Below are 24,416 nucleotides of genomic sequence, written 5' to 3'. Positions count from 1 at the left end.
GAGCAGCGCGCATGAAAATCCTGTCGCTGAATGTGTGGGGCGGCATGTTGCATGCGCCGCTTCTCGACTACCTCGCCGCCGTTGATGCCGACATCTACTGCCTGCAGGAGGTACCGCGTGCTGTTGGCACGCACTCGGACTGGCTGACCTACCGCGACGGTGCTGTCGAGCTTCAGCAACGTGCCAATCTCTATCGTGAGATCGCCGAGGGTCTGCCCGATCACGATGGCTTCTTCGCCCCAACCGCGCGTGGCGAACTGATGGATGGCGACCGCCCCTGCCATCAGGAATTCGGCCTCGCCACATTCATTCGGCAGGATATCGCCATCATCGGCCATGCGCTGGATTTCGTGCATGGCACGTTCTCCCCACACGGTTTCGGCCCCCATCCGCGCGCCCGAAACGCCCATGTCGTCCGCCTCTACGACTACAAGACAGACCGCGCCCTCACCGTCGCGCAGTTCCACGGCCTGCGCGAACTCTATGGCAAGGACGATACGCCGGCGCGGGACAAACAAGCAGCAGCCCTCGTCTCGCTCATCGGTCGCGTACATCGCTACGGTGAAGGCCTCCTGCTGTGTGGCGATTTCAACGTGCTGCCCGACAGCAACACCTTCACGACGCTCGGTCGTCTTGGGCTAACCGACCTCGTCACCACACGCGGCTTCACCGACACGCGGACCTCGCTCTACACGAAGCAGGGGCGTTATGCCGATTACATGCTGGTAAACGAGGCGGTAGGCGTCGAAACGTTCACCGTCATCGAGACGCCGGAGGTTTCCGACCATCGGCCGCTGCTTCTGACCATCGGATAAACAACGTTCAACCAGCCTTCGGCCGCGTCATGGCAAAGACCTCCGCCCCGCCATCGGCATAGTCCATATAGCCCATGCGCCCGAGCGGCCGTGCAACGGCCATGTCGATGCGGCCATCCCGAAGAATTTCCGGGCTGATATGAATTCCGAGCACCTGGCCCAACACGATCCAGTTGTCGGATTCCCGTCCCTCGATATCCACCGGCCGCAGAATCTGCGTCATCCGGCATTCCAGCACCGCATAGGCCTCGCCGACATAGGGCGCATCGACAAGCCGCCCCGTCACCGGCGTCAGCCCGGCGAGCTCGAACTCATCGATGCCGCGCGGCACGACGATCGAACTCGCATTCATCTGCTCCGCGAGATGCCGGCTTGCCAGCGAGCAGGTGAAAACACTCGTCTCCTCGATATTCGTCACGCTATCCTTGTGCCCACTGGAGGAAAACATCACCAGCTTGGGCGTATCGCTCACCGCGTTGAAAAACGAGTAAGGCGACAGGTTGCGCCGGCCGTCCGCCGCCTTCGTTCCGATCCAACCGATCGGGCGTGGAGCGACGATGGCCTTGAAGGGATCGTGCTTCAGGCCATGCGCATTTTCCGCCGTTTCGTAGAACAGCGCGTCAGGCGTCATCGCCGACCCATGTGACGATATCGGCCAGTTCCGGGCGCGGGCGCTCGGTCGGCGGCACGGCCGGCGTGCCGATATGGATGAAGCCGGCGACCTTCTCGCCCTCGTTGATGCCGAGGATTGCATAGGCGCGGCTGTCGAAGGCGTACCATTCCGTCAGCCAGTTCGAGGCAAAGCCATGCGCATTGGCGGCGATGACCAGGTTGAGGCAGACGGCGCCAGCCGACATGACCTGCTCCCATTCCGGGATCTTGAAATGCGGGGCGGCACAGCTGACAACGGCGACGACGACGGGCGCGCGCGTCAGCCGCGTGTTCTCCACCTTCACCATTTCCTCCGAAAGATCAGGCTTGTCGCCCATCGCGATCTTGGCCAGTTCCTCGCTGATGCGGCGGCGTTCTTCGCCGCGATAGACGATGAAGCGCCAGGGCGCGAGCTTGCCATGGTCGGGCACGCGCGAGGCGAGCGTCAGCATCTCCTCCACCTCGCCCTTCGAGGGGCCGGGTTCGCTCATCTGGAAGGCAGGGATAGACCGGCGGGTCGAAAGATAATCGATCAGCTTGATTTCGGTTTTCATCGGGCGGGAGTTCCAATATCGTGGCGCGCGCGGGCGGCCTTGAAAATGCCATTAGACGCGTCTTCAAGTGGAGCCTTACAGTCAGGAAGTCAACCACATCCATGCGCATGCCTCTCCATCCCGTCGTCGCCGTGGGCCTTACCGTCGCGAGCATTGTCGCGTCGTTCGTACCCGTGCTTGCGCAGGATTCGGTCGAGAGCTTTTCGCAGATCACCACGCCGCCGGTGAAGGGCGGCAAACTCACTTCGTTCAACCCGATCGTCACGGGTGAAGCCACCCCGAAGAACCTGCGCGACATCACCTGCGAGGCGCTGCTGACCAAGGATGGCAGCCCCATGCAGCATGGCCTGACCTGGCGCGTGTTCTCGCCCATCCCCGGCGCCGACGGCAAGCTGCCGTTGCTCGCCACCTCCGAGGGCGGCACGGCGGCCTTCCAGCTGGTGCCCGGCGAATATTTCGTCAATGTCGCCTTCGGCCGCGCCGGTGCGACGAAGAAGCTCGTCGTGCCCGACAGCGGCGATGTCGACAAGCAGGTCATGGTGCTCGATGCCGGCGGCATCATGCTGAACGCCGTTTCCGGCTCGGACGTCCGCATTCCGCCGAAAGAATTGAGCTTTGCCATCTACGCCGCCGAAATACGCGAGGACGGCGAGCGCAACCTCGTCGTCGACGACGTGAAGCCGAACTCCGTGGTCCGCCTCAACGCCGGCACCTACCATGTCGTTTCAGACTACGGCACGGTCAATGCCGTCATCCGCGCGGATATCCAGGTGGAAGCCGGCAAGCTTACACGTGCCACCATCCAGCACCGCGCCGCCAAACTCACGCTGAAACTCGTCTCCGAAGCCGGCGGCGAGGCGATCGCCGATACCGCCTGGTCGATCCTGACGTCCTCGGGCGACACCGTCTCCGAAAGCGTCGGCGCCTTCCCGACCGTCGTGCTCGCCGAAGGCAGCTACATCGCGGTCGCGCGGAACAAGAACAAGATCTACCAGCGTGATTTCACCGTGCAGGCCGGCGTGAACACGGATGTCGAGGTACTGCTCGACGAAAAGGCGAACGACCAGAAGGCCGCCGCCGAGGATGTGGTGGACTAACTGGCGCGTCGCAGAAACGGCTTCGGCCGAGGTGCCATCGCGAATACGGCCTCATAGAGCCGCGCCGTCAGCGTCTTCCGGTCCCCCGAATCAAGCTCCGCCCAGGACAAGACGCCGCCGATTCGTGCGGCAATCGTCGAGCCCGAGAGCCGGCGGAACTCGCGGATAAGCAGCGACAGCCGCAGCGTCAGCGAAACCTTGCTGGCGAGATGGAAGAGCCGCCCGTTCTGCCCCTCGAAATAAACCGGAATGACATTGGCCTGCGCCGCCTGGATGAGCTTTGCCGGAAACATCTTCCATGGCAGGTCTTCCGCGCGCCCGAAAACCTTCCTGGCCGTCGCCACACCGCCCGCCGGGAACACGATGACAGTCGTGCCCTCCTTCAGGAGCCGCACGGCTTCCGCCCGCGTCTTCATGTTGAGCGCCAACGCTTCCTTCGTCTCCTCGAAGGAGACCGGCAGCGCATAGGGCTGCATTTCCGGCACCTTCAGCAGATCGTTATGGATCATAACTTTGAAGGGACGCCCGAGCTGTTCCGCCAGCGCCAGAACGGCAATACCGTCGCCGATGCCGAAGGGATGGTTCGCGACGATGACGACAGGCCCGTCCGGCAAATCGACCGGCGGCCAGGCGCCCTGCACGTTGAGCCGCACATTGATGAGATCGAGCATATCGCCGAAGACGCGCGCGCTCGTGCCGACGATGGAATGGCGCCAGGTGTCGTAGATCCTCGCATAGCGGTTACGCCCGGCAAGCCCTTCCATGGAGCGAATGAACCATCGTTTGAGGCGCGGATCGTTCTCGTTGGCGTAAGACAGTTCCTTGAACCGCACGGCATTCCCCAAAAAAATGATCCCGCGCCAGATAGCACGGGATCATGAAGGTTTTCAGACAGGCCTTGTCGCCATCATGCCTTGCCGAGCTTGCGCTTGACATCCGGCGGCGTAGCTTCCAGCGACAACGAGGCGATGGCCTCGTCCAGCGACATCGACGTCTGGTTCTGCGAACCGAGACGGCGGATGTTGACGGTGCGCTCTTCCGCCTCCCGCTTGCCGCAGACGACGATGACCGGAACCTTGGTCACGGAATGCTCGCGGACCTTGTAGTTGATCTTCTCGTTGCGGAAGTCGGTCTCGACGGTCATGCCGGCGTCGCGCAGCTTCTCCGCCACCTCGCGGCCATAAACGTCTGCCTCCGAGGTGATGGTCGCCACCACCACCTGCTGCGGGGCAATCCACAGCGGCATATGGCCGGCAAAGTTCTCGATCAGGATGCCGAGGAAACGCTCCATCGAGCCGCAGATGGCGCGGTGGATCATCACCGGCTGCTTCTTGTCGGAATTCTGGTCGATGTAGAAGGCGCCGAACCGTTCCGGCAGGTTGAAGTCGACCTGCGTGGTGCCGCACTGCCATTCGCGGCCGATGGCGTCCTTCAGCGTATATTCGAACTTCGGCCCGTAGAACGCACCCTCGCCCGGCAGGATGCCGGTCTTGATGCGCCCGCCGGACTGCGCCTCGATCTGCTTCAAGACATCCATCATGACGCTTTCCGCCCGGTCCCACAGCGCGTCCGAACCGACGCGCTTTTCCGGACGGGTCGAGAGCTTCACGACGACCTCGTCGAAGCCGAAATCCTTGTAGACCGAGAGGATGAGGTCGTTGATGCGCAGGCATTCCGCCGCCATCTGCTCGTCGGTGCAGAAGACATGCGCATCGTCCTGCGTGAAGCCGCGCACGCGCATCAGCCCGTGCAGCGCACCCGAAGGCTCATAGCGATGCACGTTGCCGAATTCTGCAAGGCGAACAGGCAGTTCGCGATAAGACTTCAAGCCATGCTTGAAGATCTGCACATGGCCCGGGCAGTTCATCGGCTTCAGCGCGAAGACGCGCTCGTCGTCGGTCTCGTCGCCGGCAACCGTCACCTTGAACATGTTGTCGCGATACCAGCCCCAGTGGCCAGACGTTTCCCACAGCGACTTGTCGAGCACCTGCGGCGCGTTCACCTCTTCATAGGTGCCGGAAAGACGCCGGCGCATATAGGCGACGAGCGTCTGGAACATGCGCCAGCCCTTGCCGTGCCAGAACACGACGCCCGGCCCTTCCTCCTGGAAATGGAACAGGTCCATTTCGCGGCCGAGGCGACGGTGGTCGCGCTTCTCGGCCTCGGCGAGGATGTTGAGATAGGTGTCGAGCTCCTCCTGCGTGCGCCAGGCGGTGCCGTAGATGCGCGTCAGCATCGGATTGTTGCTGTCGCCGCGCCAATAGGCGCCCGCGACCTTCATCAGCTTGAAGGCCGTGCCGATCTGGCCGGTCGAAGCCATATGCGGGCCGCGACACAGGTCGAACCAGTCGCCTTGGTAATAGATCTTCAGGTCCTGCCCCGCCGGGATCGCATCGACCAGCTCGACCTTGTAGGCCTCGCCCTTGGCGGCAAAGACCTCTTTCGCCTTGTCGCGCGACCACACATCCCGCGTGAACGGCTTGTTGCGCTGAATGATCTCCTTCATGCGCTTTTCGATCTTCGGCAGATCGTCCGGCGTGAAGGGCTCGTTCTTGGCAAAGTCGTAATAGAAGCCGTTGTCGATGACCGGGCCGATGGTCACCTGCGTGCCGGGCCAAAGCTCCTGCACGGCCTCGGCCATCACATGCGCGGCATCGTGACGGATCAGTTCCAGCGCGCGGTCGTCCTCGCGGGTAACGATCTCGATCCGGCCGTTGGAAACGGTCTCGGAGAGATCGCGCAGCTCGCCATCGAGCGCAATCGCGATCGCCTTCTTGGCCAGCGACTTGGAAATCGCCTCGGCCACATCACGCCCCGTCGAGCCCGCGGGATATTCGCGAACGGAGCCATCGGGAAAAGTCAGGGAAACAGGTGCAGACATCAAAAAATCTCCTATCCAGTCCCGCCAACGAATGCGGGTGGTATGCGAGGGGAAATGGCCGGATGCGCCAGCGCGTTGCGGAGGGCGGTATACGGGGATTTGGGGGGGATTGGAAGGGAGCTGCTTTGGAGAAGACACGGTTTATGCTGTCTGCGGTGCAATTCTTCCGCGAACCCCAGCGATAAACGCCTTAAAACTGGAGGAAACATTGCGATCAACATCCAAATGCGGAGAAATGGCTGCTGCCCATCGCCGTTTCTGCGCCAAAACCCGCGTTGATCGCTTGCCCAACGTCCGAAGTTCGTTGGAACCGCCAACATGAACGATATCCGCGAGTTTTTCCCAAGTACCGCATTGGGAATCTTGAACGTAGTCAGCTAGTTCTTGAATTTTTGCTTCGGGGAATGCTGCAAGTATGGCGCCTTGATCGCCCAGGAACCAAGCTTCGAGCTCTTCTATCGCAATTCGAAAAAGTGCATTGGGCGGAGTTGGGCAACTCTGCAAAAGGCTCAAAAGCTCCTGCTTAAACTCGAGACAACTTTCCCGGTCATCTAAATCGACAAGCACCACCACAAGCAAATCGTCCCTGCCCTCCGCACCGTAAGCTCGCAATTTAGCGGGCAAATTGTGCAGTAGGCTTTGATCACGATGGTTAGGGCGCTGAGCTGGGTTTTCTGGTATACTTCCGATACCCCGATGCTTGTGAATCTTCCAAGTGTGAGGTTGCCCATATTCGCCAATAACCTTTGGCATCATTATGGACAGTACGGTTAGATCAATCTGGCCTTCAACTAAAAATTCGAGATGCATATTCACCTCGACTCTAGGTAGTCACTATACCAGAGCGCCCCAAGTGGTTGCCCCTCGCTTACCATATTCTTTACAAACGGAATTTCACTTACTCGCTTCACCATGGCGAACCCGTCCGTTCCTTTCTCCAATATCCAAACCTCGTTTGGATCAAGAGCGTCAACAAAGTAAGGCTGGTGTGTTGTAATGAATACCTGCGATCCACCACGACGACCGGTGGCATGCTCGCGAAACTCAGAGGCAAGAGTCTCCAGCAACTTATGATATAATCCGTTTTCCGGCTCTTCTATGCAGATAAAAGGTGGAGGATTGGGGTCCTCAAGCAATAGTAGGTACGCAAAAACCTTTAATGTGCCATCGGACATTTGCTGGACAAAAAAAGGATCCTTAAATCCCCGATCGTTAAACCTAAGCAATAGCCTTCCGTCGGCGGTTTTGTGAGTGTCAATCTTTTGAATTCCCGGTATTTTTTCTGCAATTCTATCAAGTATTATACGGAATCTTTTCGAATGCTCTCTCTCCATGAATTGAACAACGTTGCCCAAATTATCCCCATGAATATTTAGGTGCCGTTGAGGGCCAGCTAAGGGCAAACCACGAGCTGCATCTGGTGTGAAGTAACTTAAATACCATCCTTCGATAAAACTCCTGAATCGCGATATTCTCGGATGTTGCTTAAGCGACCCCAATGTCGCGATACCTAATCGGCGCCTATCAGAGAGTTCAATGACCTCCGTTTCAGCAGACTCTTCCTTCTCGACATCGTCAATCAGGCCAATCAGGTCTAGCTCTTGCGGTTCTACGATCTGGCGGCCTTCTGTTTCGCCTTTCCAAACCAAACCGCGCCCATCATTAATAATCAAAAAAGAAAATGGCCAACCGCGCTTCTGATCCTTGCGGCGTTGCCTCAAGCGCTCTCTGACGACATATGGTCGCTCAGATGAATCTACATCAATTGCAACTTCATAAGTGATGGGTCGAGCATTCCCATCCTCTTTGTAGTATATTTCAAATTCAATTGGTCCGCTTTGGCCTTGCGAGAGAATTCTAGCGAACCCACCACGCCCTTTAGCGTCACACGCTTCTTCAACACCGAGCCGAAGGCAATCTGAAAGAAACCCGAAAGCGTCGAATAGGGTGCTCTTTCCTACGCCATTCTTACCAATGACGCAGGTCATTGGTGTCAAAGGCTCAGAGAATTGTTGATTCCATAATTTCCCCAAGGTTAAATCCTTGAGGGCCTTGAAATTCTTCACTCGAAAGCCGTGAATTTGCGCCATGCATTCTCCAAGTGGCTTGCGCTCCAACGCGGCTGGGACGCACAGACAAGAGCGAACATTACCCGCTGTAGACAACTTCAAAAAGTGTGTAGCGCACTTTAGTCGTGGTATTTTCAAAAATTTTGTCCACATTTTCCCCGCCCCCAAGACCTCCCTTATCCTAAACCTCCTTCCGCCGCCGGACGGATCGCGTAACGTGTCGATGCGGGCGGGAGGAGGCGCTTTCGTGGTTTGCCGAAACGTACGGCAGGGGCGAAAGAGGCGTGGAGCGCCGTGGCGACCAGAAGCCTTTTCCCGTGTCTTCATGGGATCAGGCCAGCGGAAACTGCGACGTGCGAGGCTTCCCCATTCCCCGGGTCGCGGGGTCGGTTTGGGTCCGCCATGCAAGCATTGCCACGCATGACCCCGAAAGGTGCGCAAGCGGTTTTCGGACAAGGCATGCGAAGACGATGTGCAGCGAAGCCTTGCCACGCCTGAAGGAGGACAAGACCGCCTCCGAAGAACGCCTGGGCCGCGCGAAAGCGAAGCCACCCATACCACCCACTCCAGAGGCAACGCTTTCGCGCGGTTCTCCGGTTTCGCAGGCCTTCAACCCGATGGGAAACCCTGCGGGCCGTTTCCGGCTGCGCGCAATCTTGGGAAAGCTTCGATGACATCCGATAGTCAGCGCGCGGTTTCACCGGCAGAGTGCGGCGACGACGATGATGACGACGGTGGCCTCGTCGTCGCTCAATACGCGGCAAGCAGGGCCGGCTTCTTCCGCACCTGCCGCCTGCCGCGCTGCCGGCGCGCGCGCCGCTGCGCGGGATGCCGATGGCCGGGCAGCGACGCCGGTGAAATACCGGACGCAGAGAGCTATCCGCCCTGCATCGCGACCGCCGAAGACATGCAGCGCCTGTTCAAGGCCATGGACGATGCGCGCCGCGAGATGGAAACGATCCTCGCGCAGCCGATACCGGACGAGGACGAAAGCGACGACGGGGAGGACGAGCCCTTCGTCTGGCCGCTGCCCGAAGGCCTGCCGCGCCGCCGCACATGCGGACGCCATGGCGGCCGGCGCGCAAGGCGCGGGAAAGCCGCGTTGAAGGATCAGGAAACGCCGAGCGCTTCCGCCGAGATCCAGAACACCGCATCCTGCGATTCGGCCGTTTCCAGCCAGACGAAATCGAGATGCGGGAATTCCTCTTCCAGGATTTCCCGGCCCGAGCCGATCTCGCAGATCATGCCGCCCTCGGGATTGAGGTAAGCCGGCGCTTCTTCCAGAATGCGGCGCACGAGATCGAGCCCGTCGACACCGCCGTCATGGGCCATTTCCGGCTCCGCGCGGAATTCCGGCGGATAGCCTTCCAGCGCCTCATGGTCGACATAGGGCGGATTGGTGATGATGAGGTCGTAGGTGCGGCCTTCGAGCGGCGCGAAGAGATCGCCCTGATAGAGAGTCACCTGGTCCTCGACATCGTGTTCGTCGAGATTGATCTTCGCCACTTCCAGCGCATCGGCCGAGAGGTCCACCGCATCCACCGTCGCCTGCGGGAAGAATTTTGCAGCAATCACGGCAAGGCAGCCCGAGCCCGTGCAGATATCGACGGCGCTTGTGACCGTCATCGGATCGGGCAGGAAGGACGAGCCGTTTTCGCCGAGATATTCGGCAAACAGGATTTCGCCGATATGCGAGCGCGGCACGATTACCCGCTCGTCGACATGGAAACGCACGCCCTGGATATAGGCACGGCCGGTGATGTAGGACGACGGCTTGCGGGTCGTCACGCGCGTCTCGATGCGCTCGGCGAGCAGGCGACGCTCGTCCGGCAGCAGGCGAGCATCGAGGAAGGGATCGAGCGCGTCGATCGGCAGTTCCAGACTGTCGAGCAACAAATAGGCCGCATCGTCGCTCGCCGTCGTCGTGCCGTGGCCGTAGCTCAGATCGGCGGCGTTGAAGCGCGAGATCGCGTAGCGCCAGTAGTCGCGCAGCGTCACGAGTTCGGTTGTGATGTCTTGCTGTGTCAACGGTGGCCTCGTGTGCGATACAATATTAGCTGGACTGACCCGGCTTTAGAATGGCAAGGGCGGAGCGGTCAATCATAACCATAGAGGCTTTCCGCGACAGCATGGCGAAGGATACGCGCAACAAGCACAAGCCGGCCACCGCCCGCAAGGCAGGCGGGACAGTGCGCGCACCTGCCAGCCACCCGGCCGCAAAGCAGAAGCCGGCGCCGGACGGCAAACGCGTCACCCTGCCCCGCGCACTCTCCAAACTCGGCTTCTGCTCGCGCACGCAGGCCGAGGCGCTGATCGCCGAGGGCCGCGTCGCCCTTTCCGGCCGCACCGTCACCGACACGGAAACCTGGATCGACCTCACAGACGCCGTCATCACCGTCGACGGTAAACCCGTCGTCGCCGAGGCGCGCCTTTACCTGATGCTGAACAAGCCGCGCGGCCTCGTCACCACCCGCCACGACCCCGAGGGCCGCCCGACGGTGTTCGAGTGCCTGAAGGATTTTTCCGACGCCCATCTCTCCCCCGTCGGTCGTCTCGACAAGGCAAGCGAAGGCCTGCTGCTCTTCACCAACGACACCGAATTCGCCAACGCCCTGCTCGACCCCGCGACCCATGTCGCCAAGACCTACCACGTCCAGATGGACCGCATCGCCGACGATGCGGTGTTCGCGGCGCTCGAATCCGGCGTGCATCACGACGGCGAGTTTCTACGCGCCAAAACGGTGCGCAAGCTGCGCGAAGGCGAGAAAAATTCCTGGCTGGAAATCACCCTGGACGAGGGCCGCAACCGCCAGATCCGCCGCATGCTGGAAGCGCTCGGCATCGAATGCCTGCGCCTCGTGCGCGTCTCCATCGGCAATCTCCAGCTCGGCGATCTGGAGAAAGGTGCCGTCCGCGCACTTACCGAAGCTGAAATGAAGGATCTGCGCCGCCTCATCCGCCGGGGCTAACGGAAGGCGACTTCGAGGTTCTGCCGGTCGCGCGAAATGACCGAGCAGTTCGTCTCGAACCCGTCGGCCTTGATGGCCAGCATGAACTCCGGCGGAATGCCGGCGGTATTGCTGACCGTGATGCCGGCACCGTCAACGCCAAGGCTTTTCACGGTACAATCGATCGTCGAGCGGCGGTGGTTGAAGACGATATTGCCGGCCTTGAGAACCCGCCTGCGCGCGCTCATCCCGTCCGCGCCCTGCATGGAGGCGAAGGAGACGCAGCGATTCCGCCCCGAATCCTTCGCCTTATACATGGCCGCATCTGCCTGCGCGAGCAGCGTCTCGATATCGCGCCCGACGATGGAGAGCGCCGAGGCGCCGAAGCTGGCGGTGACGTTCAGCGTGCCGAATTCACCCGAAATCGCCCGCGCCGCAATTTCCGCACGAAGCTTTTCGGCAGCACTCATCGCACCCTCGGCGCCGACATGAGAGAGCAGGATGGCAAATTCCTCGCCGCCCAGCCGCCCGAACAGATCGCTGGCGCGCAATTTCGCCCGGCAGGTCGCGGCAACGGCCTTCAGCACCTCGTCGCCGGCCGCATGGCCGTAGGTATCGTTGACCTTCTTGAAGCGATCAACATCAAGCACCACACAGGCCAAATCATGTTTATGGCGCAGCGCCGCCGCGATCAATTGCTCCGCCTCGCGCTTGAAGGCCCGACGGGTCAGGGCCTCGGTCAGGCTGTCGGTGGAGGCGGTCTGCATCAGTTCGATCCGGTCCATCGCAGCCCCGGCGAGTTCCTGCAGGATATCGAGATCCCTGCGGCCGAAGGAGCGTGCCGTGCGATCGATGGCGCAGACGGTGCCGATCGTATGCCCGGCCTTGGTCCTCAGCGGCACGCCGGCATAGAAGCGAATATGATCGGGACCGGTAACGGCGGGATGGGCGACGAAGCGTGGGTCCTTGGTCGCGTCCTGCACCACCATCGGCTGCTCGTCGTTCAGCACATAACGGCAGAACGTATCTTCCAGCGGCACCTCGTCGGCGGAAAGCCCGGAGCAGGCCTGGTACCATTGCCGATGGCCGTCGATCATCGACACAAGACCGATCTCGACGTTGAAAATCTGCTGGATCAGTCGGACAAAACGGTCGAACCCGTCGTCGCGCGGGCTATTGAGAAGATCGAGATTGTCGAGCGCGGCAAGGCGATCCTTCTCGCGCTTGATCGCTTCCGCCGACGACTTGCCGAACGTTCTCGCTGTCATGCCCGCACTCCTCCTCAAGCCTCCGAACCTGCCCTTGGACAAAAACGGTATGTCTTTTTGAACATGGCAATGCACAGCGGGCAACGGCCACAAATAGGGGCTTCGCGCTTTTTTCCCGCCAAAACGGCTCGCCGCATAATCGGAGCGAAAGCGGATGGAAGACGAACAATCAGGAGACGCGACCGCGGTATCAACCCAGCATCTTCGCGAGGCCGTTGACGGTGTTGGCGTTGCGCAGTGTGCCGATGCCGAGCTTCTTCGTCGTCAGGTGCGATAAAAGTCGCGTCTCACTCGGCTTGCCGCCGAAATCGATCCACAGGTCGCCATCGACGATCGCGAGCCGGATGTCCGGCGTGGCAAGCGCTTCGAGTTTCGGCAACACATCCCGGCCAAGCGGTTTTCGCATCACCCGGATACCGACATCCTGCGCGTTGTCATGCGGAAAGGGATTTTGGGCGGCGACGCGCCTCCATGCATCGGCCGTGCGCAGGAGAATATCGACATGTTTTCCAAAGCGCGCCTGAAAAGCAGTCTCAAGCCGCATCTCGACTTCGGAAAGCGGCGCATCCTCGGCCTCGAAGATCAGGTTGCCCGTAGCAACGAGCGTGCGCGGCTGGCGAAAACCAAGCTCTTCGGCCATCGCCCGCAGATCCGTCATGACGAGCCGTTTTCCGGCGCCGAGAACGATGGAGTGCAGAAGGGCGACATAGGTCGTCACGGTTCAGCCTTTTTCAGCTCGGGAAATGCGCCACAGCCGCCAGGGCGCCCATGGGGAAAAACGGTTTTCCAGCGCCTCGGGCACGGGATCGAACCCGTGCGTGCCGCCGGGGCCGCACCGCACGACGCGAAACAACGTCATGAACCCGCCCTGCCACAGCCCGTGCCGTGCGATGGCCTCATAGCCGTATTCCGAGCAGGTCGGCAGATGCCGGCAGGAATTGCCGATGAAGCCGGAAAGCGTCAGCTGGTAGAGGCGGATGAAGCCCATGCCGAGAAGCCGTCCCAGCGTTTTGCGGAACGGTCCCCGCCAGTTGCGGCCCTTGTGGGCAAGGCGCGAAGCGTCGTGCCGGCAATCCGGGGCATCACACATTATCCCTCACCCGGCCCCTCACCCAACTTTGACGAGCCGCTTCGCCTCGATCTGGCCGATGGCGTCCACCACGGCATCGAAGGTCAGCATGGTCGAGGCGTGGCGGGCTTTATAGTCCTTGACGGGTTTCAGAAAACGCATGTCCTCGAAACGCCCGGCCGGCCCCTCGCCGTCGGCCTTCAGCATGGCGAGCATGTCTTCCCGCGCCTGGCGGATTTCCGCAACCGTCGCGCCGATCACATGGCGCGCCATCACCGAGGACGACGCCTGGCCCAGCGCACAGGCCTTCACCTCATGGGCGAAGTCGCTGACCGTGTCGCCCTGAAGCTTGAGATACACCTTCACTCGCGATCCGCAGAGCTTGGAATGAGCGCCGGCCTCGGCATCCGCGTCCGGCAGCGTGCCGATGCGGGGAATGTTGCCGGCGAATTCCAGGATACGGCTGTTATAAATATCGTCCATCATAGCCCTGTTTTCGCGCTTTTTGCGGAATCTTCAATGTTCCGAGGAGATTATTCCGGTCTCGTCGGGAAAAAAGCACGGCGTGTCGCCTCCCGCCTCTTTCGCACTTGGTGATCCATACTATATGATAACTCGTATTGGGGTGAGCGTTTTGCAAGAAGCAACGCAGTTCCAGGGGAAAGCGCGAAGCGGTTTTCTGTCTGGAATTGCGATAGGCAGAAGGCAAGGCATTCGCCTGTTGTTTGGGAAACCGTGCCGGACGGTCGAGCGCACTGATAAGCCAAGACCCGAAAGCCCCGGAGCCCGCCAACGGAACCCAAGCCTGCAGGGTTAGGCGAATGGCCAGTGGCGAGTCCGATAAACACGTCAGGTAACCTGCAGAAAGGTCATGGGTCCATGGACGCCATAGTCACCAATTTTCCGCGTGTCGACGACCAGTCCGACCGTCCTTCGCAGAAGGAAGCCGAGGATGCCGTTCGCGTATTGCTGCGCTGGGCGGGCGATGACCCGCAGCGCGAAGGCCTGCTCGATACGCCCAAGCGCGTCGCAAAGGCTTACCGCGAACTGTTCTCCGGTTATGACCTCGCCGCTGAGGATGTGCTTGGCCGCACCTTCGAGGAAGTCGCCGGCTATGACGACATGGTGCTGGTGAAGGACATTCCGTTCTTCTCCCATTGCGAACACCATATGGTGCCGATCATCGGCAAGGCGCATGTCGCCTATCTGCCGAACGGCCGTGTTCTCGGTCTCTCCAAGATCGCGCGCGTCGTCGAGATTTTCGGCCGCCGCCTGCAGACGCAGGAAACCATGACGGCGCAGATCGCGAAATCGATCGACGAGACGCTGAACCCGCGCGGCGTGGCCGTGATGATCGAGGCCGAGCATATGTGCATGGCGATGCGCGGCATCCAGAAACAGGGCTCGACAACGCTCACCACCACCTTTACCGGTGCCTTCAAGACCGAACCGACCGAACAGGTCCGGTTCATGACGATGATCCGGAGCTAGGCAAAACGGCTCCGCACGATGGAGCCGGATGGCCATGACGATCACCTTCGACGCCCCCTCCAATGACAAGGCCGAACTCGAAACGGGTCCGGCCTTCACTCCGCGTTTCGACGAGCACGGCCTGGTGACGGCCGTGGTGACGGATGCGAAGGATGGCGAACTGCTGATGGTCGCCCACATGAATGCCCAGTCGCTGGCGCTGACGATCGAGACCGGCATCGCCCACTACTGGAGCCGCTCGCGCCAATCGCTCTGGAAGAAGGGCGAAACCTCAGGGAACCTCCAGACCGTCGTGGAACTGCGCACCGATTGCGACCAGGATGCCGTCTGGCTGAAGGTTTCCGTCGCCGGCCACGATGCGACCTGCCACACCGGCCGCCGCTCCTGCTTCTATCGCACTGTAACCAACGGAGACGACGGCGCGGTGCTGACCGTTACCGGCAGCGCCCCGCAATTCGACCCGGCTGCCGTTTACAGCAAAAATTAATCATCTGCACAATTTCAAGCCGGTTCCAGCCGGCTTTCCGCACAAATTCACCCTTTGGCAACCGGTCCGGACGCCTAATCTTCTCCATGGCGGCTGTTATCCCCGCCATGCGGATCAGGACATGGAACACCATCGCTCGTATGCGTCACGGCCGGTTTCCAGGGCCACCCCGAAGGGGGTGACGATCCCGCGGGCAAGCGCCCTCCTCCAGCCTCGACCGGACGCAATTCGCAGGGCTTTCAGGCCGGTTTCCACTGCGAAAGTTCCCCGCGTCACAGACTGCCTATATCCTGTCACTTATTGTGTTCCCAAGGACGCCGAGGCGCTGGAACTGATTGCCTCACCGCGAATTCCTTTCGGGTACGGAGGTCTGCATGTTGAACTGGAGTTTTAATCGTAGTCTCGTAACGGCGGATGCTTCAGATCCGGGCGGCCCTTCCATGAACGATATGTCTCACATTCCCGCGCCGGCCCCGCCGCGCAAACCCAAGATCGCGCTGGCACTGGGCGGCGGTGCTGCCCGTGGCTGGGCCCATATCGGTGTGCTCAGGGCACTCGAAGAGGAAGGCATCGAGATCGGCATGATCGCGGGCACCTCGATCGGCGCCCTCGTCGGCGGCTGTTATCTCGCCGGCAAGCTGGATGAGCTGGAGGCTTTTGCCCGTTCGCTCACCATGCGCCGCATCGCCAGCCTGCTCGACTTCACCATTCGCGGCTCCGGCCTGTTCGGCGGCATGCGGCTGACCAAGCGCATGCAGGAGCATCTCGAAAACCTCTCCATAGAGGACCTCGACCGCCCCTTCGTCGCCGTCGCGACGGAAGTCAACAGCGGCCACGAGGTCTGGATCAACAGCGGCTCGCTGATCACGGCGCTGCGTGCGTCCTACGCCCTGCCGGGCATTTTCGAGCCGATCAAGTGCAACAACCGCACGCTGGTCGATGGCGCGCTGGTCAATCCTGTGCCGGTCTCGGTCTGCCGGGCACATGAGGAGCCGCTGGTCGTCGCCGTCAACCTCAACTACGATCTCTATGGCCGCTCCGCCGTGATCAAGCACAGTGCAAGCCCCCAGAAGATCGACGAGAACCGGCAGGAAGACAGCGCCGCGCGCCTTGGCCTCACCGGCGTCATGGTGCAGTCCTTCAACATTATCCAGGACCGCATTTCCCGCGCCCGCCTCGCCGGCGACCCGCCGGATCTCTCGCTGCATCCGAAACTGTCGGATATCGGCCTATCGGAATTCCACCGCGCCGGCGAATCGATCGACCGCGGCTATCTGGAAGCCAAGGCGCGGATTTTCGAAATCAAGCGCATGCAGGAAGTCGTGATGGCGCGCTGACGCCAACGTCAACCTTAAAGACACGGCGGGCGGGACGATGGGAAATCGTTCCGCCCGAAACCGTTCAATGACAATGTCAGCTGGCGATATAGGCCTTGATGGCGTCGGCCTCGTGCTTGATCGCGCGGATGTGGGATTTCACCACGTCGCCGATCGAGATGATGCCGACAAGCCGTCCGTCCTTTTCCACCGGGATATGACGAGCGCGCAACTTGCTCATGCGTTCCATGAGCTCGTCGACGGTCTCGGTTTCGCCGCAACGATAGACGTTGCCCCACATGATGGAGGAAATGGGCTTGTCCATGCAGTCCGCGCCGTTGCGGGCAACGGCCGCCACGATGTCCCGCTCGGTCACGATGCCGGCGATACGATCGGTGCGATCGACGACCACGATGGCGCCGATATGGTTTTCATGGAGATAGACGGCAGCCTGCCTGACTGTGAGCTGCGGGCCGCCGGTCACGACGTTGCGGCCTTTTTCGTCCAGTATCGTTTTTACATACATGCGTACCTCCCGTGTGCATCATGACGCAGAGAGGCGGGACACCCGTGCAGGGATGCCCTGCCTGTACCAGGAACATCCTTTCCTCCTTGGATGTTCCTCGTTCCGGTGTGCATGTGCGAACCGGAACAATGTCATGGTGCGCTACGAAGGAGGCGATTGCAAGACCGCTAATGGACTATCGTTAATCCCGGCGGGTCTCGGCGGTCGCGACGTCAAATAGCGGAAAGAAGAAGAAGCCGAACAGGAAGCCGCCGATATGCGCTTCCCAGGCCACAGCGCCACCGGCGACGGAGCCGAAAATCTGGCCGAAGCCGATGAGGAAATTTGTCAGAAACCAGATACCGGAGAAAACGAGCACAGACCGGTTCGACAGCGCTTCCGCAATCGTCAAGCGCCGGTTTAGATGGGCGAACTGCCGGCTGATGCGCCCGCTCGGCGAAAAGACGAATCGGGCGGCCGCCCCCATCAGACCGGAGACGACGCCGGAGGCGCCAACGACCAGAATCATCGCGCCCCAGTGCAGCGCCGTGTGAAACGCGACGGCCGCGATCGCCGACAGGCACCAGAAGACGAAGAAACGCGTGAGCCCGATGCGCCGGACAACGGGCGCACCGAAGGCGACCATCCAGAAGGCGTTGAAGATCAGATGCTCCCAGCTGCCGTGCAGCAGCGAATAGGTGATCGGGCTCCACAACCAACCGAGATCCTGCTCCGCGAAGGGGATCGCGTAGCGGCCGGGAATGAAGGCGAACTGCAGGAGGACGTTTTCGTCGGTCACCGCCGACAGGATATAGGTGCGCACGAGATGAATGACGATCAGCACCGCCAGCATGAAGACGAGCCCGCCCGGCAAGTTGAACGCGGGCTCCCGCTTGCGGATATCCGCGCCATCACCCTGCATCTCTACGCCGTCGCTGCTCATGGCCGATCCACCAAACTCACAAAATACGAATCGCGCTTATATAGACAAAAGAAAGGCCGTGCAGCTTTCGCTGACGGCCGGTGCCCCCAATCCCCGGGGCTGAAATCGATGTGCAGTAAACCATTCCCTCGTGGAGGGATGTCCGGATGTTTGGCCAAAACCGCCGGGCCGCGCAATCGAAACCAATTGTTAACCTTAATATCGAGGTGGCACGAAACTCGCACCGCTTCTCCTGAATGCCCGTTTTGCCCGCTTTCGCGTGCCGGAACGGTACAGAATCGAATGGATATGAGCATGCAGACGAAAGCCGTAACGGCGCTTTACGATTATTGGACGCGCAAGCGTGGCGAGCGCCCCCTTCCGCTGCGCAGCACGATCGAGCCCGCGGATATCGCCGCCATCCTGCCCGACGTCTTCATCCTCGAGCACACCAGGCTTGCCGATCCGCGCTTTCGCCTCGCCGGCACCCGCTTCTGCGCGCAGTTCGGCCGCGAGTTGAAGGGCACCGCCTTTGACGCGCTCTTTGCCCCCGACCAGCGCAATCGGGTCGCCCGCATCGCGGAAAACGTCATGGCACACGGAGCGCCCGCCATCATGCAGGTCCAGCTCGTCGACGGCACGCTGGAAACGACCGAGGCCGAGATCGTACTTCTGCCCCTCGCCTCCAAAGGCCGCGTGGCGGACCGCATCATCGGCGCCTTCGCGCCCCTGCCCGGCCAGCGCCCGCCGCTCTCCGCCTTCCGGTACGCCACGCTTGGCTCCCTCTCGGTGATCGATCCGAGCCGCGCGCATGCTGCCGCCGGCAACCGGCCGGCAATCCCCATGCCGGCCTCGATTATGGCGATGCGCCCGCCGGCGCTCGGCCAGACAGTCAGCCGCGTTCTGCATCTGCGGATCTTCGAAGGCGGGAGGCAGGCGGAGGACTTGCGCGAACATTAGGAGCACCACAACTTCCGGCAAGTGAAAATTGCCGTAGCGTAAGGAAGCCATCACTTTTCAAGGGCGCGGCAAACCTTCTGTTAACCGCGAAAGCTTAAGACTTGGAAAGACATAAGATCATCAGGCCCGCGCGCACATGTATTCATTTCAGCAAGCATCGCCCGCCGCCCGCAAACCGCAGCCCGACCAGCGGAGCTTTCAGCGTGTTTCGGTGAACCTGCCCGGCCGGCTGATGCTGCCCAATCACGATGAATACGACTGCTCGGTCATCGACATGTCTCCGGGCGACGCCAGCTTCGTCTGCTCCGCCCGCCCGCGCGTCGGCGAACGCATCATCGCCTATGTCGACCATCTCGGCCGCATCGAAGGCAATGTCGCCGTTCTCAACGACGAGGGCTTTGCGATCACCCTGACCGCCACCGACCGCAAGCGCGAGAAACTCGCGGCGCAGCTGACCTGGATCGCCAACAAACACGAACTCGGCCTGCCGGAAGACCGCCGCCACAACCGCCTGACGCCGCGCAACACGCGCACCGAAATCACCCTCGACGACGGCCGGCGCTATCCCTGCCGCATCATCGACCTTTCTCTCTCGGGTGCCGCCGTCGATATCGACGTGCGCCCAGCGCTCGGCACACCCGTCCAGCTCGGCAATATGAAGGGCCGTGTCGTCCGCCATTTCCAGGAAGGCGTGGCGATCGAGTTCTCGTCGGTCCAGTCCAAGGAAGCACTCACCTCATTCCTGTAGCATTTCGAGACGGCGCAAACGCCAGACTGTGTCACAAGGGCCCTGCGGGGCCCTTTGCTGTTTCAGCCTGGCACATCGAAATTCCGCAAAATATTTTGAATCTTTTTTTGCGCACCAAAATCGCCCGGAAGCAACGAAACCGGCCGAACAAGCCGATCCGAGACCTTTCCGCTATCGATAAAACTGTCCCCTGAAGGGGATGTCGTTGAGACGATGGCGGAGCGCTTACCCATGCCTCGATCGCAACCCTGGAAATATCAACACAGAATCAAGTGGTTGCCGCCATACCTCCTGGCTTCCATAGTGCAAATTTTACTCAGATTTTAGTCAAAAACGCCTCAAATACAGATCAAATTCAATTCAAGTTTTGTTTTTATTTTATACTTATGCAATCTTGATTTGAACTAATTTATACTTCCGAATTTCGCGTAAGATCAAAAAGTCCGTGTCATTGTCCCATCATCAAACGGGGACAGAACAATGACAAAAACAATCAAGACAGGGGCAGTCGCGTTTCTCTTCTCTCTGGCCGCCGCGCAGGCCGCCATGGCGCTGCCGGCCAACATTCCGCTCGCCGGCGCCACCAACCAGCCGATCGGCCACTACGAGTTCTGCAAGCAATATGCCGATGAATGCCGCTCGAACGGCAAGGATACCGGCCCGCTCGTCCTGACGCAGGAAAACTGGAAGACAATCCTCAACGTCAACTATTCGGCCAATACCGACGTGCAGCCGATGACAGACATGGAGATTTACGGCGTCGAGGAAAAATGGGCCTATCCGGATGCGGTGGGTGACTGCGAAGACTATGTGCTGCTCAAGCGCAAGCGGCTGATCGAATCCGGTATCTCGCCATCCAACCTGCTGATCACGGTCGTGCTCCAGCCGAACGGCGAAGGCCATGCCGTGCTGACCGTGCGCACCGATCGCGGCGACTTCGTGCTCGACAACATGCGCAACAAAGTCCTGCTCTGGTCCGAAACCGAATACCGCTACCTGAAGCGACAGTCCTCGGCCAATGCCGGCAAGTGGGTCAAGCTTCAGGACGGTCGTGCCGACGCCGTCGGTAGCGTCAAGTAACAAGGCTGGCGCTGATCCCAGCGCCGCATGACGAAATTGCCCGGCTGCCCCGCCGGGCAAGAAAAGGGCCCGGTCAGTCCCCCAATCCCCGTCCCGACCATGGCCCTGCGGCCGGTTCTGCTGTCCCGGAACCGGCCGCCCCCTTTTTCAGCGGGGCACACCGCCCCTCGAAAATTCATTCAAAATTAACCACGTTCGCAGACCCTCGCCTCAAGAGATTCAGGCAAGCCTGAGTCCCGATTTTCTCTCGGCGGGCGAGGAATGCGATGACCATTGCGACGACAGGTGACGACGGCCACGCGCCGCTCCTCTCCAACCGCCTGCTGACACGACTGACCATCGGCGTCGCCGTCCTCGCCGGTCTCACCATCGGCATCAGCATTGCCGGCCGCATGCTCGGCGAACGCATCGCGCTGGCCGGCCATACGGAAAATGCCGAGCCGGTCGATGTCGTGATCGGCCAGGACCAGATCCGCCTCCCCGCAAATGTCATCCGTTTCGAAGAGCAGCGCCGTACCGGCCTTGCGGAGCGCGTCGATCTCTATCTCACCTGGCCGGAAATGCAGGGCTACTCCAATGCCGAGCGCAGCCGCTTCAACGACGCGAACCGCCCGGAAAGCCTGATTTTCCTCAGCCTTTCGCAAAGCACCATGTCGAAGGACATGTCGGGCCGGCTCGAGCCGATCTACAGCCACCTCTTCGACGGCCATACGGAACTCGGCCCGGCCGCCCTCACCTTGCGCCACCTCAAGGACAATTCCGGCTACGGCAACGAGGTGTTCTTCACCGGCACGCTGCCCGATGGCGCGGACTATGCGGTACGCTGCATGATGCCGGCAGACGACATGCAATCGACCAGCGCGGATTGCCAGCGCGATATCCACATCGGCAGTGATCTTTCGGTGCTTTATCGCTTTTCAAGCAGACTTTTGCCGCAGTGGCAGGCCATGGAAGCGCGCGTCCGCGACTATCTCGGCCAGTCCCTCATCCGGAACGGCCGCCCGCTCGCCGTCAACCGTAGCCGATAAAATAATGGCGATCTCAGAAACCAATGATTCATCATAAACCGATTGGTAACGCTGTCTCGCTACTGTGCTGCCAACGGTCGTTCCGGAACCTTCCATCCGAACACCATCTGCAATCCGAGAATGAAGAGTAACGTAGTGTCCCGTTCCGTATTCCTCGATTTCCTCCCCCGCTCCTGTCAGGCAGTTGCCACCGTGGCGCAAGGTCTGGTGATGGTCGGAATGGTCAGCACCGTCGCCTTTGCGGCACCTGCGGAAGCCTCTCCGAAATATGCTGGCATCGTCATCGACGCAAAGACGGGCAAGGTGCTCTACAGCGAGGATGCCGACGCGCTGCGCTACCCGGCATCTCTCACCAAGATGATGACGCTGTATCTGACCTTCGAAGCGCTCGAAGCTGGAAAAATCCGTCTCGACACCCGCGTTCCCTTCTCGAAAAATGCCTCGAGCGAGCCGCCGACCAAGCTCGGTGTGCGCGCCGGCAATTCGATCACCGTCGAACAGGCCATGCTCGGCCTCATCACCCGCTCGGCAAATGACGCTTCCACGGCGCTTGCCGAAATGCTTGGCGGCTCGGAAGAGCGCTTTGCCCGCATCATGACGCAGAAGGCCCGCGCGCTCGGCATGACGCGCACGACCTATCGCAACGCCAATGGTCTTCCGAACACGGCGCAGGTCACCACCGCCCGTGACCAGGCTCGCCTCGGCATCGCGCTGCGCCAGCACTTTCCGCAGTACTACGACTATTTCTCAGTTCGCAGCTTCCGCTTCGGCAAGCAGGTCATCAACGGCCACAACCGCCTGCTCGGCAGCGTGCGCGGCGTTGACGGCATCAAGACCGGCTACACGCGCGCTTCCGGTTACAACCTCGTGACCTCGGCCGTTGCCGATGGCCGCAGCGTCGTCGGCGTCGTGCTCGGCGGCCGTTCGGGCGGTGCCCGCGACCAGCAGATGCGCAAGCTCATCGCCGCCTATATGCCGAAAGCGTCCCGCCGTGGCGGTGGCGACCTGATCGCCGAAACCAAGGATGCACCGACACTGACAGCGGATGTTGCAAGCGAAGCGGTCACAGCATCGGCAAGCGAAACCGTCACCGCATCGGCAAGCGGCACGCTGAGCAACCGCGGCATGGAACTGCCGGAAAACGGCCCTATCCCGACCTATCGCTACAACGAAGCCCGCATCGAGACGGCCTATGCCGCGACATCGGGTGAAAACGAGATCGTCGGCAAGCGTGCGCTTGCTGCAACCCTCAAGCTCCAGCGTGAAAGCGCCGTTCCGGCGGAAGAGCTGACGGAACAGGGCGACACCGGCGGCTCGCTCGACAAGCTGACCACCTCTTCGACCACCACCGCCACCATGGCCTCGGAATCCACGCCCTCGGGCTGGGTCATCCAGATCGGCGCGACGCCGGACAAGGGCCAGGCACAGGAGCTGCTCTCCAAGGCGAAGAACTCCGGCGGCAAGGCCCTTTCCAGCGCAATGCCCTTCACGGTCGCCGTCAACAGCGGTAGCGGCGCGCTCTATCGCGCCCGCTTCGGCGGCTTCGACAACCAGAACGGCGCGGCGGCGGCCTGCAAGGTGCTGAAGCGCAAGGGCTTTGCCTGCTGGGCCAGCCAGCAGTAACGAGATTGGACCGCGCTTGACGGCGCGGTTCCCGGACTACCGTCTTCAACCCGCAACGGCATCGGCCAGGTATTGCGTACCGATGGCTGCGGGGGAGAGACAGGCGGATGCCGTATGTAGCGGCTCTGCCATCCTCGATCAGGTATTGCGTACGAGGCAGATCATGGCGATGAACGAAAACATCTTCGATGTTCCCACCGCAGCGCGCGACGAAAAGCGCCGGCCGCTGAAGGGCACGCTCCACCCGCTGCACGAAGCCGCGATGCGGATCGCGGATATCGGATTGGGCCGTTCGCGCAACAAGACGAAGGATCTCGTCGGCATGCTGCTGGCGCATGGCGCCCGCGCCTGGCGCTCCGGCCAGCCGGCCGCCGGGATCCACCTGCATGTCGGCATCAGCGAACGCCGCTATCCGATACGCATGCGCCTGCGTTGAATTCAGCGCTCAGAGAAGACCGAGTTCGGCGAGTTCGCGCCGAAGCTCCAGCGGCAGATCGGCCAGCCCCTCACCCATATTCTTGAGATCGCGCGGCGCGTCGTCCTCGGTGAGGTAACGCCAGCCCTGGAAGGCGCGGCGCGGCTGGAATTCCGTCTCGATCACCTCCGGGCCAAGCACCAGCTCACAGCGCGAAATGCCGTCGACATCCGTAAAACTCTTCAGGCCAAGCAGGCGCTGGCGGGCCTGCACCTGCCCCTTGATCACCCAATAGAGCGAGCCGCCGTCGAGCAGTTCCTGATCGCGCTTCGGGATCATGCGGGTGATATGGCTCGAATGCGGCTCCATGCCCGCGGCGATCGCGATCAGCGAGCGTTCGGACACCCATTCACGCAGGTCATCGATGCTGTCAGCGCCGACACAGAGTTTGATGAGATGTAGGGCCATGGCTCTTTGAACGCCGTTGCG

General features: G+C 61.1%; 27 protein-coding genes. 12 read left to right on the top strand and 15 right to left on the bottom strand.

Features of this window, described 5'->3' with window-relative positions; translation table 11 throughout:
• The first annotated feature begins 11 nt into the window (after positions 1-11).
• Positions 12-815, top strand: coding sequence for an endonuclease/exonuclease/phosphatase family protein (locus ACOZK4_RS21945; RefSeq protein WP_421593773.1), 804 nt, complete (start codon positions 12-14; stop codon positions 813-815).
• A gap of 7 nt (positions 816-822) precedes the next feature.
• Here ACOZK4_RS21945 and ACOZK4_RS21940 read toward each other — a convergent pair whose 3' ends face one another.
• On the bottom strand, positions 823-1,431 hold the full coding sequence (locus ACOZK4_RS21940) for a flavin reductase family protein (RefSeq protein ID WP_421593803.1): 609 nt from the start codon (positions 1,429-1,431) through the stop codon (positions 823-825).
• A 4-nt stretch (positions 1,432-1,435) separates the two neighbouring features.
• Complete coding sequence (locus tag ACOZK4_RS21935) at positions 1,436-2,020, bottom strand: nitroreductase family protein (protein WP_421593772.1); 585 nt, start codon at positions 2,018-2,020, stop codon at positions 1,436-1,438.
• Between the two features lie 101 nt (positions 2,021-2,121).
• On the opposite strand from ACOZK4_RS21935, the gene ACOZK4_RS21930 reads away from it, so the two are divergent.
• Entirely contained in the window at positions 2,122-3,117 is a 996-nt protein-coding gene (locus ACOZK4_RS21930; RefSeq protein WP_421593771.1) for a hypothetical protein, read from the top strand.
• Here the strand turns inward: ACOZK4_RS21930 and ACOZK4_RS21925 are convergent.
• The 6 genes from ACOZK4_RS21925 to prmB form a co-directional block, all read right to left on the bottom strand.
• Complete coding sequence (locus ACOZK4_RS21925) at positions 3,114-3,950, bottom strand: lysophospholipid acyltransferase family protein (protein WP_421593770.1); 837 nt, start codon at positions 3,948-3,950, stop codon at positions 3,114-3,116. The two genes, ACOZK4_RS21930 and ACOZK4_RS21925, sit on opposite strands and share 4 nt — an antisense overlap.
• A gap of 74 nt (positions 3,951-4,024) precedes the next feature.
• On the bottom strand, positions 4,025-5,998 hold the full coding sequence (gene thrS / locus ACOZK4_RS21920) for a threonine--tRNA ligase (RefSeq protein ID WP_421593769.1): 1,974 nt from the start codon (positions 5,996-5,998) through the stop codon (positions 4,025-4,027).
• Between the two features lie 141 nt (positions 5,999-6,139).
• Positions 6,140-6,808: a DUF4276 family protein gene (locus ACOZK4_RS21915; RefSeq protein WP_421593768.1), complete on the bottom strand. Its 669-nt coding sequence runs from the start codon at positions 6,806-6,808 to the stop codon at positions 6,140-6,142.
• Positions 6,809-6,810: 2 nt separating this feature from the next.
• A complete protein-coding gene (locus ACOZK4_RS21910) occupies positions 6,811-8,088 on the bottom strand; it encodes an AAA family ATPase (RefSeq protein ID WP_421593766.1) in 1,278 nt (425 codons plus the stop codon).
• Between the two features lie 676 nt (positions 8,089-8,764).
• Positions 8,765-9,136, bottom strand: coding sequence for a hypothetical protein (locus tag ACOZK4_RS21905; RefSeq protein ID WP_421593765.1), 372 nt, complete (start codon positions 9,134-9,136; stop codon positions 8,765-8,767).
• A gap of 41 nt (positions 9,137-9,177) precedes the next feature.
• Positions 9,178-10,095 carry a 50S ribosomal protein L3 N(5)-glutamine methyltransferase gene (gene prmB / locus ACOZK4_RS21900; RefSeq protein WP_421593764.1) on the bottom strand — a complete coding sequence of 306 codons (918 nt, stop codon included), beginning with the start codon at positions 10,093-10,095 and terminating at the stop codon, positions 9,178-9,180.
• A gap of 74 nt (positions 10,096-10,169) precedes the next feature.
• Between prmB and ACOZK4_RS21895 the strand changes: the two genes are divergently transcribed.
• The gene (locus ACOZK4_RS21895) at positions 10,170-11,036 is read left to right on the top strand and encodes a pseudouridine synthase (protein WP_421593802.1); all 867 of its coding nucleotides are present in this window, start codon (positions 10,170-10,172) and stop codon (positions 11,034-11,036) included.
• On the opposite strand, the gene ACOZK4_RS21890 is transcribed toward ACOZK4_RS21895, so the two are convergent.
• From ACOZK4_RS21890 to ACOZK4_RS21875, 4 genes are all read right to left on the bottom strand, one after another.
• Positions 11,033-12,283, bottom strand: coding sequence for a sensor domain-containing diguanylate cyclase (locus ACOZK4_RS21890; RefSeq protein WP_421593763.1), 1,251 nt, complete (start codon positions 12,281-12,283; stop codon positions 11,033-11,035). The genes ACOZK4_RS21895 and ACOZK4_RS21890 overlap by 4 nt on opposite strands.
• A 190-nt stretch (positions 12,284-12,473) precedes the next feature.
• Entirely contained in the window at positions 12,474-13,001 is a 528-nt protein-coding gene (locus tag ACOZK4_RS21885; RefSeq protein ID WP_421593761.1) for a DUF1697 domain-containing protein, read from the bottom strand.
• Positions 13,002-13,004: 3 nt separating this feature from the next.
• Positions 13,005-13,373, bottom strand: coding sequence for a membrane protein insertion efficiency factor YidD (gene yidD, locus ACOZK4_RS21880; protein WP_421593759.1), 369 nt, complete (start codon positions 13,371-13,373; stop codon positions 13,005-13,007).
• A gap of 18 nt (positions 13,374-13,391) precedes the next feature.
• Complete coding sequence (locus ACOZK4_RS21875; RefSeq protein ID WP_421593758.1) at positions 13,392-13,838, bottom strand: iron-sulfur cluster assembly scaffold protein; 447 nt, start codon at positions 13,836-13,838, stop codon at positions 13,392-13,394.
• A gap of 393 nt (positions 13,839-14,231) precedes the next feature.
• Here ACOZK4_RS21875 and folE point away from each other — a divergent pair, with 393 nt between their 5' ends.
• The 3 genes from folE to ACOZK4_RS21860 all read left to right on the top strand — a co-directional run bounded on the left by folE (position 14,232) and on the right by ACOZK4_RS21860 (position 16,667).
• Positions 14,232-14,843, top strand: a complete 612-nt coding sequence (gene folE, locus ACOZK4_RS21870; protein ID WP_298096500.1) for a GTP cyclohydrolase I FolE — start codon at positions 14,232-14,234, stop codon at positions 14,841-14,843.
• Positions 14,844-14,877: 34 nt separating this feature from the next.
• Positions 14,878-15,330 (top strand): phosphoribosyl-AMP cyclohydrolase, encoded by a 453-nt coding sequence (gene hisI, locus ACOZK4_RS21865; RefSeq protein ID WP_421593757.1) that lies wholly within the window; start codon positions 14,878-14,880, stop codon positions 15,328-15,330.
• 374 nt (positions 15,331-15,704) lie between these two features.
• Complete coding sequence (locus tag ACOZK4_RS21860; RefSeq protein ID WP_421593756.1) at positions 15,705-16,667, top strand: patatin-like phospholipase family protein; 963 nt, start codon at positions 15,705-15,707, stop codon at positions 16,665-16,667.
• Between the two features lie 76 nt (positions 16,668-16,743).
• On the opposite strand, the gene ACOZK4_RS21855 is transcribed toward ACOZK4_RS21860, so the two are convergent.
• Together ACOZK4_RS21855 and ACOZK4_RS21850 are read right to left on the bottom strand one after the other, a co-directional pair.
• The gene (locus ACOZK4_RS21855) at positions 16,744-17,172 is read right to left on the bottom strand and encodes a CBS domain-containing protein (protein WP_313531125.1); all 429 of its coding nucleotides are present in this window, start codon (positions 17,170-17,172) and stop codon (positions 16,744-16,746) included.
• Positions 17,173-17,353: 181 nt separating this feature from the next.
• The gene (locus ACOZK4_RS21850; protein WP_421593755.1) at positions 17,354-18,094 is read right to left on the bottom strand and encodes a rhomboid family intramembrane serine protease; all 741 of its coding nucleotides are present in this window, start codon (positions 18,092-18,094) and stop codon (positions 17,354-17,356) included.
• Between the two features lie 294 nt (positions 18,095-18,388).
• Here ACOZK4_RS21850 and ACOZK4_RS21845 point away from each other — a divergent pair, with 294 nt between their 5' ends.
• The 6 genes from ACOZK4_RS21845 (at position 18,389) to ACOZK4_RS21820 (ending at position 23,948) form a co-directional block, all read left to right on the top strand.
• Positions 18,389-19,033 carry a PAS domain-containing protein gene (locus tag ACOZK4_RS21845; RefSeq protein WP_421593754.1) on the top strand — a complete coding sequence of 215 codons (645 nt, stop codon included), beginning with the start codon at positions 18,389-18,391 and terminating at the stop codon, positions 19,031-19,033.
• Positions 19,034-19,169: 136 nt separating this feature from the next.
• On the top strand, positions 19,170-19,781 hold the full coding sequence (locus ACOZK4_RS21840) for a PilZ domain-containing protein (protein WP_313531129.1): 612 nt from the start codon (positions 19,170-19,172) through the stop codon (positions 19,779-19,781).
• 480 nt (positions 19,782-20,261) lie between these two features.
• On the top strand, positions 20,262-20,861 hold the full coding sequence (locus tag ACOZK4_RS21835) for a transglutaminase-like cysteine peptidase (protein ID WP_313531133.1): 600 nt from the start codon (positions 20,262-20,264) through the stop codon (positions 20,859-20,861).
• 266 nt (positions 20,862-21,127) lie between these two features.
• Positions 21,128-21,889: a hypothetical protein gene (locus ACOZK4_RS21830; protein WP_421593753.1), complete on the top strand. Its 762-nt coding sequence runs from the start codon at positions 21,128-21,130 to the stop codon at positions 21,887-21,889.
• A gap of 120 nt (positions 21,890-22,009) precedes the next feature.
• Positions 22,010-23,512 carry an SPOR domain-containing protein gene (locus ACOZK4_RS21825; RefSeq protein WP_421593751.1) on the top strand — a complete coding sequence of 501 codons (1,503 nt, stop codon included), beginning with the start codon at positions 22,010-22,012 and terminating at the stop codon, positions 23,510-23,512.
• Positions 23,513-23,675: 163 nt separating this feature from the next.
• Positions 23,676-23,948: a hypothetical protein gene (locus ACOZK4_RS21820; RefSeq protein WP_421593750.1), complete on the top strand. Its 273-nt coding sequence runs from the start codon at positions 23,676-23,678 to the stop codon at positions 23,946-23,948.
• Positions 23,949-23,957: 9 nt separating this feature from the next.
• On the opposite strand, the gene ACOZK4_RS21815 is transcribed toward ACOZK4_RS21820, so the two are convergent.
• Entirely contained in the window at positions 23,958-24,395 is a 438-nt protein-coding gene (locus tag ACOZK4_RS21815; protein WP_421593801.1) for a DUF1489 family protein, read from the bottom strand.
• Positions 24,396-24,416: the final 21 nt, after the last annotated feature.

Origin of the sequence: Shinella sp. M27 (genome assembly GCF_049199905.1) — a bacterium.
In the GTDB taxonomy this organism is placed as follows: domain Bacteria; phylum Pseudomonadota; class Alphaproteobacteria; order Rhizobiales; family Rhizobiaceae; genus Shinella.
The sequence above is the reverse complement of the archived record's forward strand: the minus strand, read 5'-3'. Positions and strand labels throughout refer to the sequence as shown.

Bases quoted from the DNA above. Each gene is read 5' to 3' on its own strand.
- ACOZK4_RS21945 (WP_421593773.1), top strand. From the start codon at position 12: ATGAAAATCCTGTCGCTGAATGTGTGGGGCGGCATGTTGCATGCGCCG.
- ACOZK4_RS21935 (WP_421593772.1), bottom strand. From the start codon at position 2,020: ATGAAAACCGAAATCAAGCTGATCGATTATCTTTCGACCCGCCGGTCT.
- ACOZK4_RS21930 (WP_421593771.1), top strand. From the start codon at position 2,122: ATGCGCATGCCTCTCCATCCCGTCGTCGCCGTGGGCCTTACCGTCGCG.
- thrS (WP_421593769.1), bottom strand. From the start codon at position 5,998: ATGTCTGCACCTGTTTCCCTGACTTTTCCCGATGGCTCCGTTCGCGAA.
- ACOZK4_RS21915 (WP_421593768.1), bottom strand. From the start codon at position 6,808: ATGCATCTCGAATTTTTAGTTGAAGGCCAGATTGATCTAACCGTACTG.
- ACOZK4_RS21910 (WP_421593766.1), bottom strand. From the start codon at position 8,088: ATGGCGCAAATTCACGGCTTTCGAGTGAAGAATTTCAAGGCCCTCAAG.
- ACOZK4_RS21905 (WP_421593765.1), bottom strand. From the start codon at position 9,136: ATGGCGTCCGCATGTGCGGCGGCGCGGCAGGCCTTCGGGCAGCGGCCA.
- ACOZK4_RS21890 (WP_421593763.1), bottom strand. From the start codon at position 12,283: ATGACAGCGAGAACGTTCGGCAAGTCGTCGGCGGAAGCGATCAAGCGC.
- yidD (WP_421593759.1), bottom strand. From the start codon at position 13,373: ATGTGTGATGCCCCGGATTGCCGGCACGACGCTTCGCGCCTTGCCCAC.
- ACOZK4_RS21875 (WP_421593758.1), bottom strand. From the start codon at position 13,838: ATGATGGACGATATTTATAACAGCCGTATCCTGGAATTCGCCGGCAAC.
- folE (WP_298096500.1), top strand. From the start codon at position 14,232: ATGGACGCCATAGTCACCAATTTTCCGCGTGTCGACGACCAGTCCGAC.
- hisI (WP_421593757.1), top strand. From the start codon at position 14,878: ATGACGATCACCTTCGACGCCCCCTCCAATGACAAGGCCGAACTCGAA.
- ACOZK4_RS21860 (WP_421593756.1), top strand. From the start codon at position 15,705: ATGTTGAACTGGAGTTTTAATCGTAGTCTCGTAACGGCGGATGCTTCA.
- ACOZK4_RS21855 (WP_313531125.1), bottom strand. From the start codon at position 17,172: ATGTATGTAAAAACGATACTGGACGAAAAAGGCCGCAACGTCGTGACC.
- ACOZK4_RS21850 (WP_421593755.1), bottom strand. From the start codon at position 18,094: ATGAGCAGCGACGGCGTAGAGATGCAGGGTGATGGCGCGGATATCCGC.
- ACOZK4_RS21845 (WP_421593754.1), top strand. From the start codon at position 18,389: ATGCAGACGAAAGCCGTAACGGCGCTTTACGATTATTGGACGCGCAAG.
- ACOZK4_RS21840 (WP_313531129.1), top strand. From the start codon at position 19,170: ATGTATTCATTTCAGCAAGCATCGCCCGCCGCCCGCAAACCGCAGCCC.
- ACOZK4_RS21835 (WP_313531133.1), top strand. From the start codon at position 20,262: ATGACAAAAACAATCAAGACAGGGGCAGTCGCGTTTCTCTTCTCTCTG.
- ACOZK4_RS21830 (WP_421593753.1), top strand. From the start codon at position 21,128: ATGACCATTGCGACGACAGGTGACGACGGCCACGCGCCGCTCCTCTCC.
- ACOZK4_RS21825 (WP_421593751.1), top strand. From the start codon at position 22,010: ATGAAGAGTAACGTAGTGTCCCGTTCCGTATTCCTCGATTTCCTCCCC.
- ACOZK4_RS21820 (WP_421593750.1), top strand. From the start codon at position 23,676: ATGGCGATGAACGAAAACATCTTCGATGTTCCCACCGCAGCGCGCGAC.
- ACOZK4_RS21815 (WP_421593801.1), bottom strand. From the start codon at position 24,395: ATGGCCCTACATCTCATCAAACTCTGTGTCGGCGCTGACAGCATCGAT.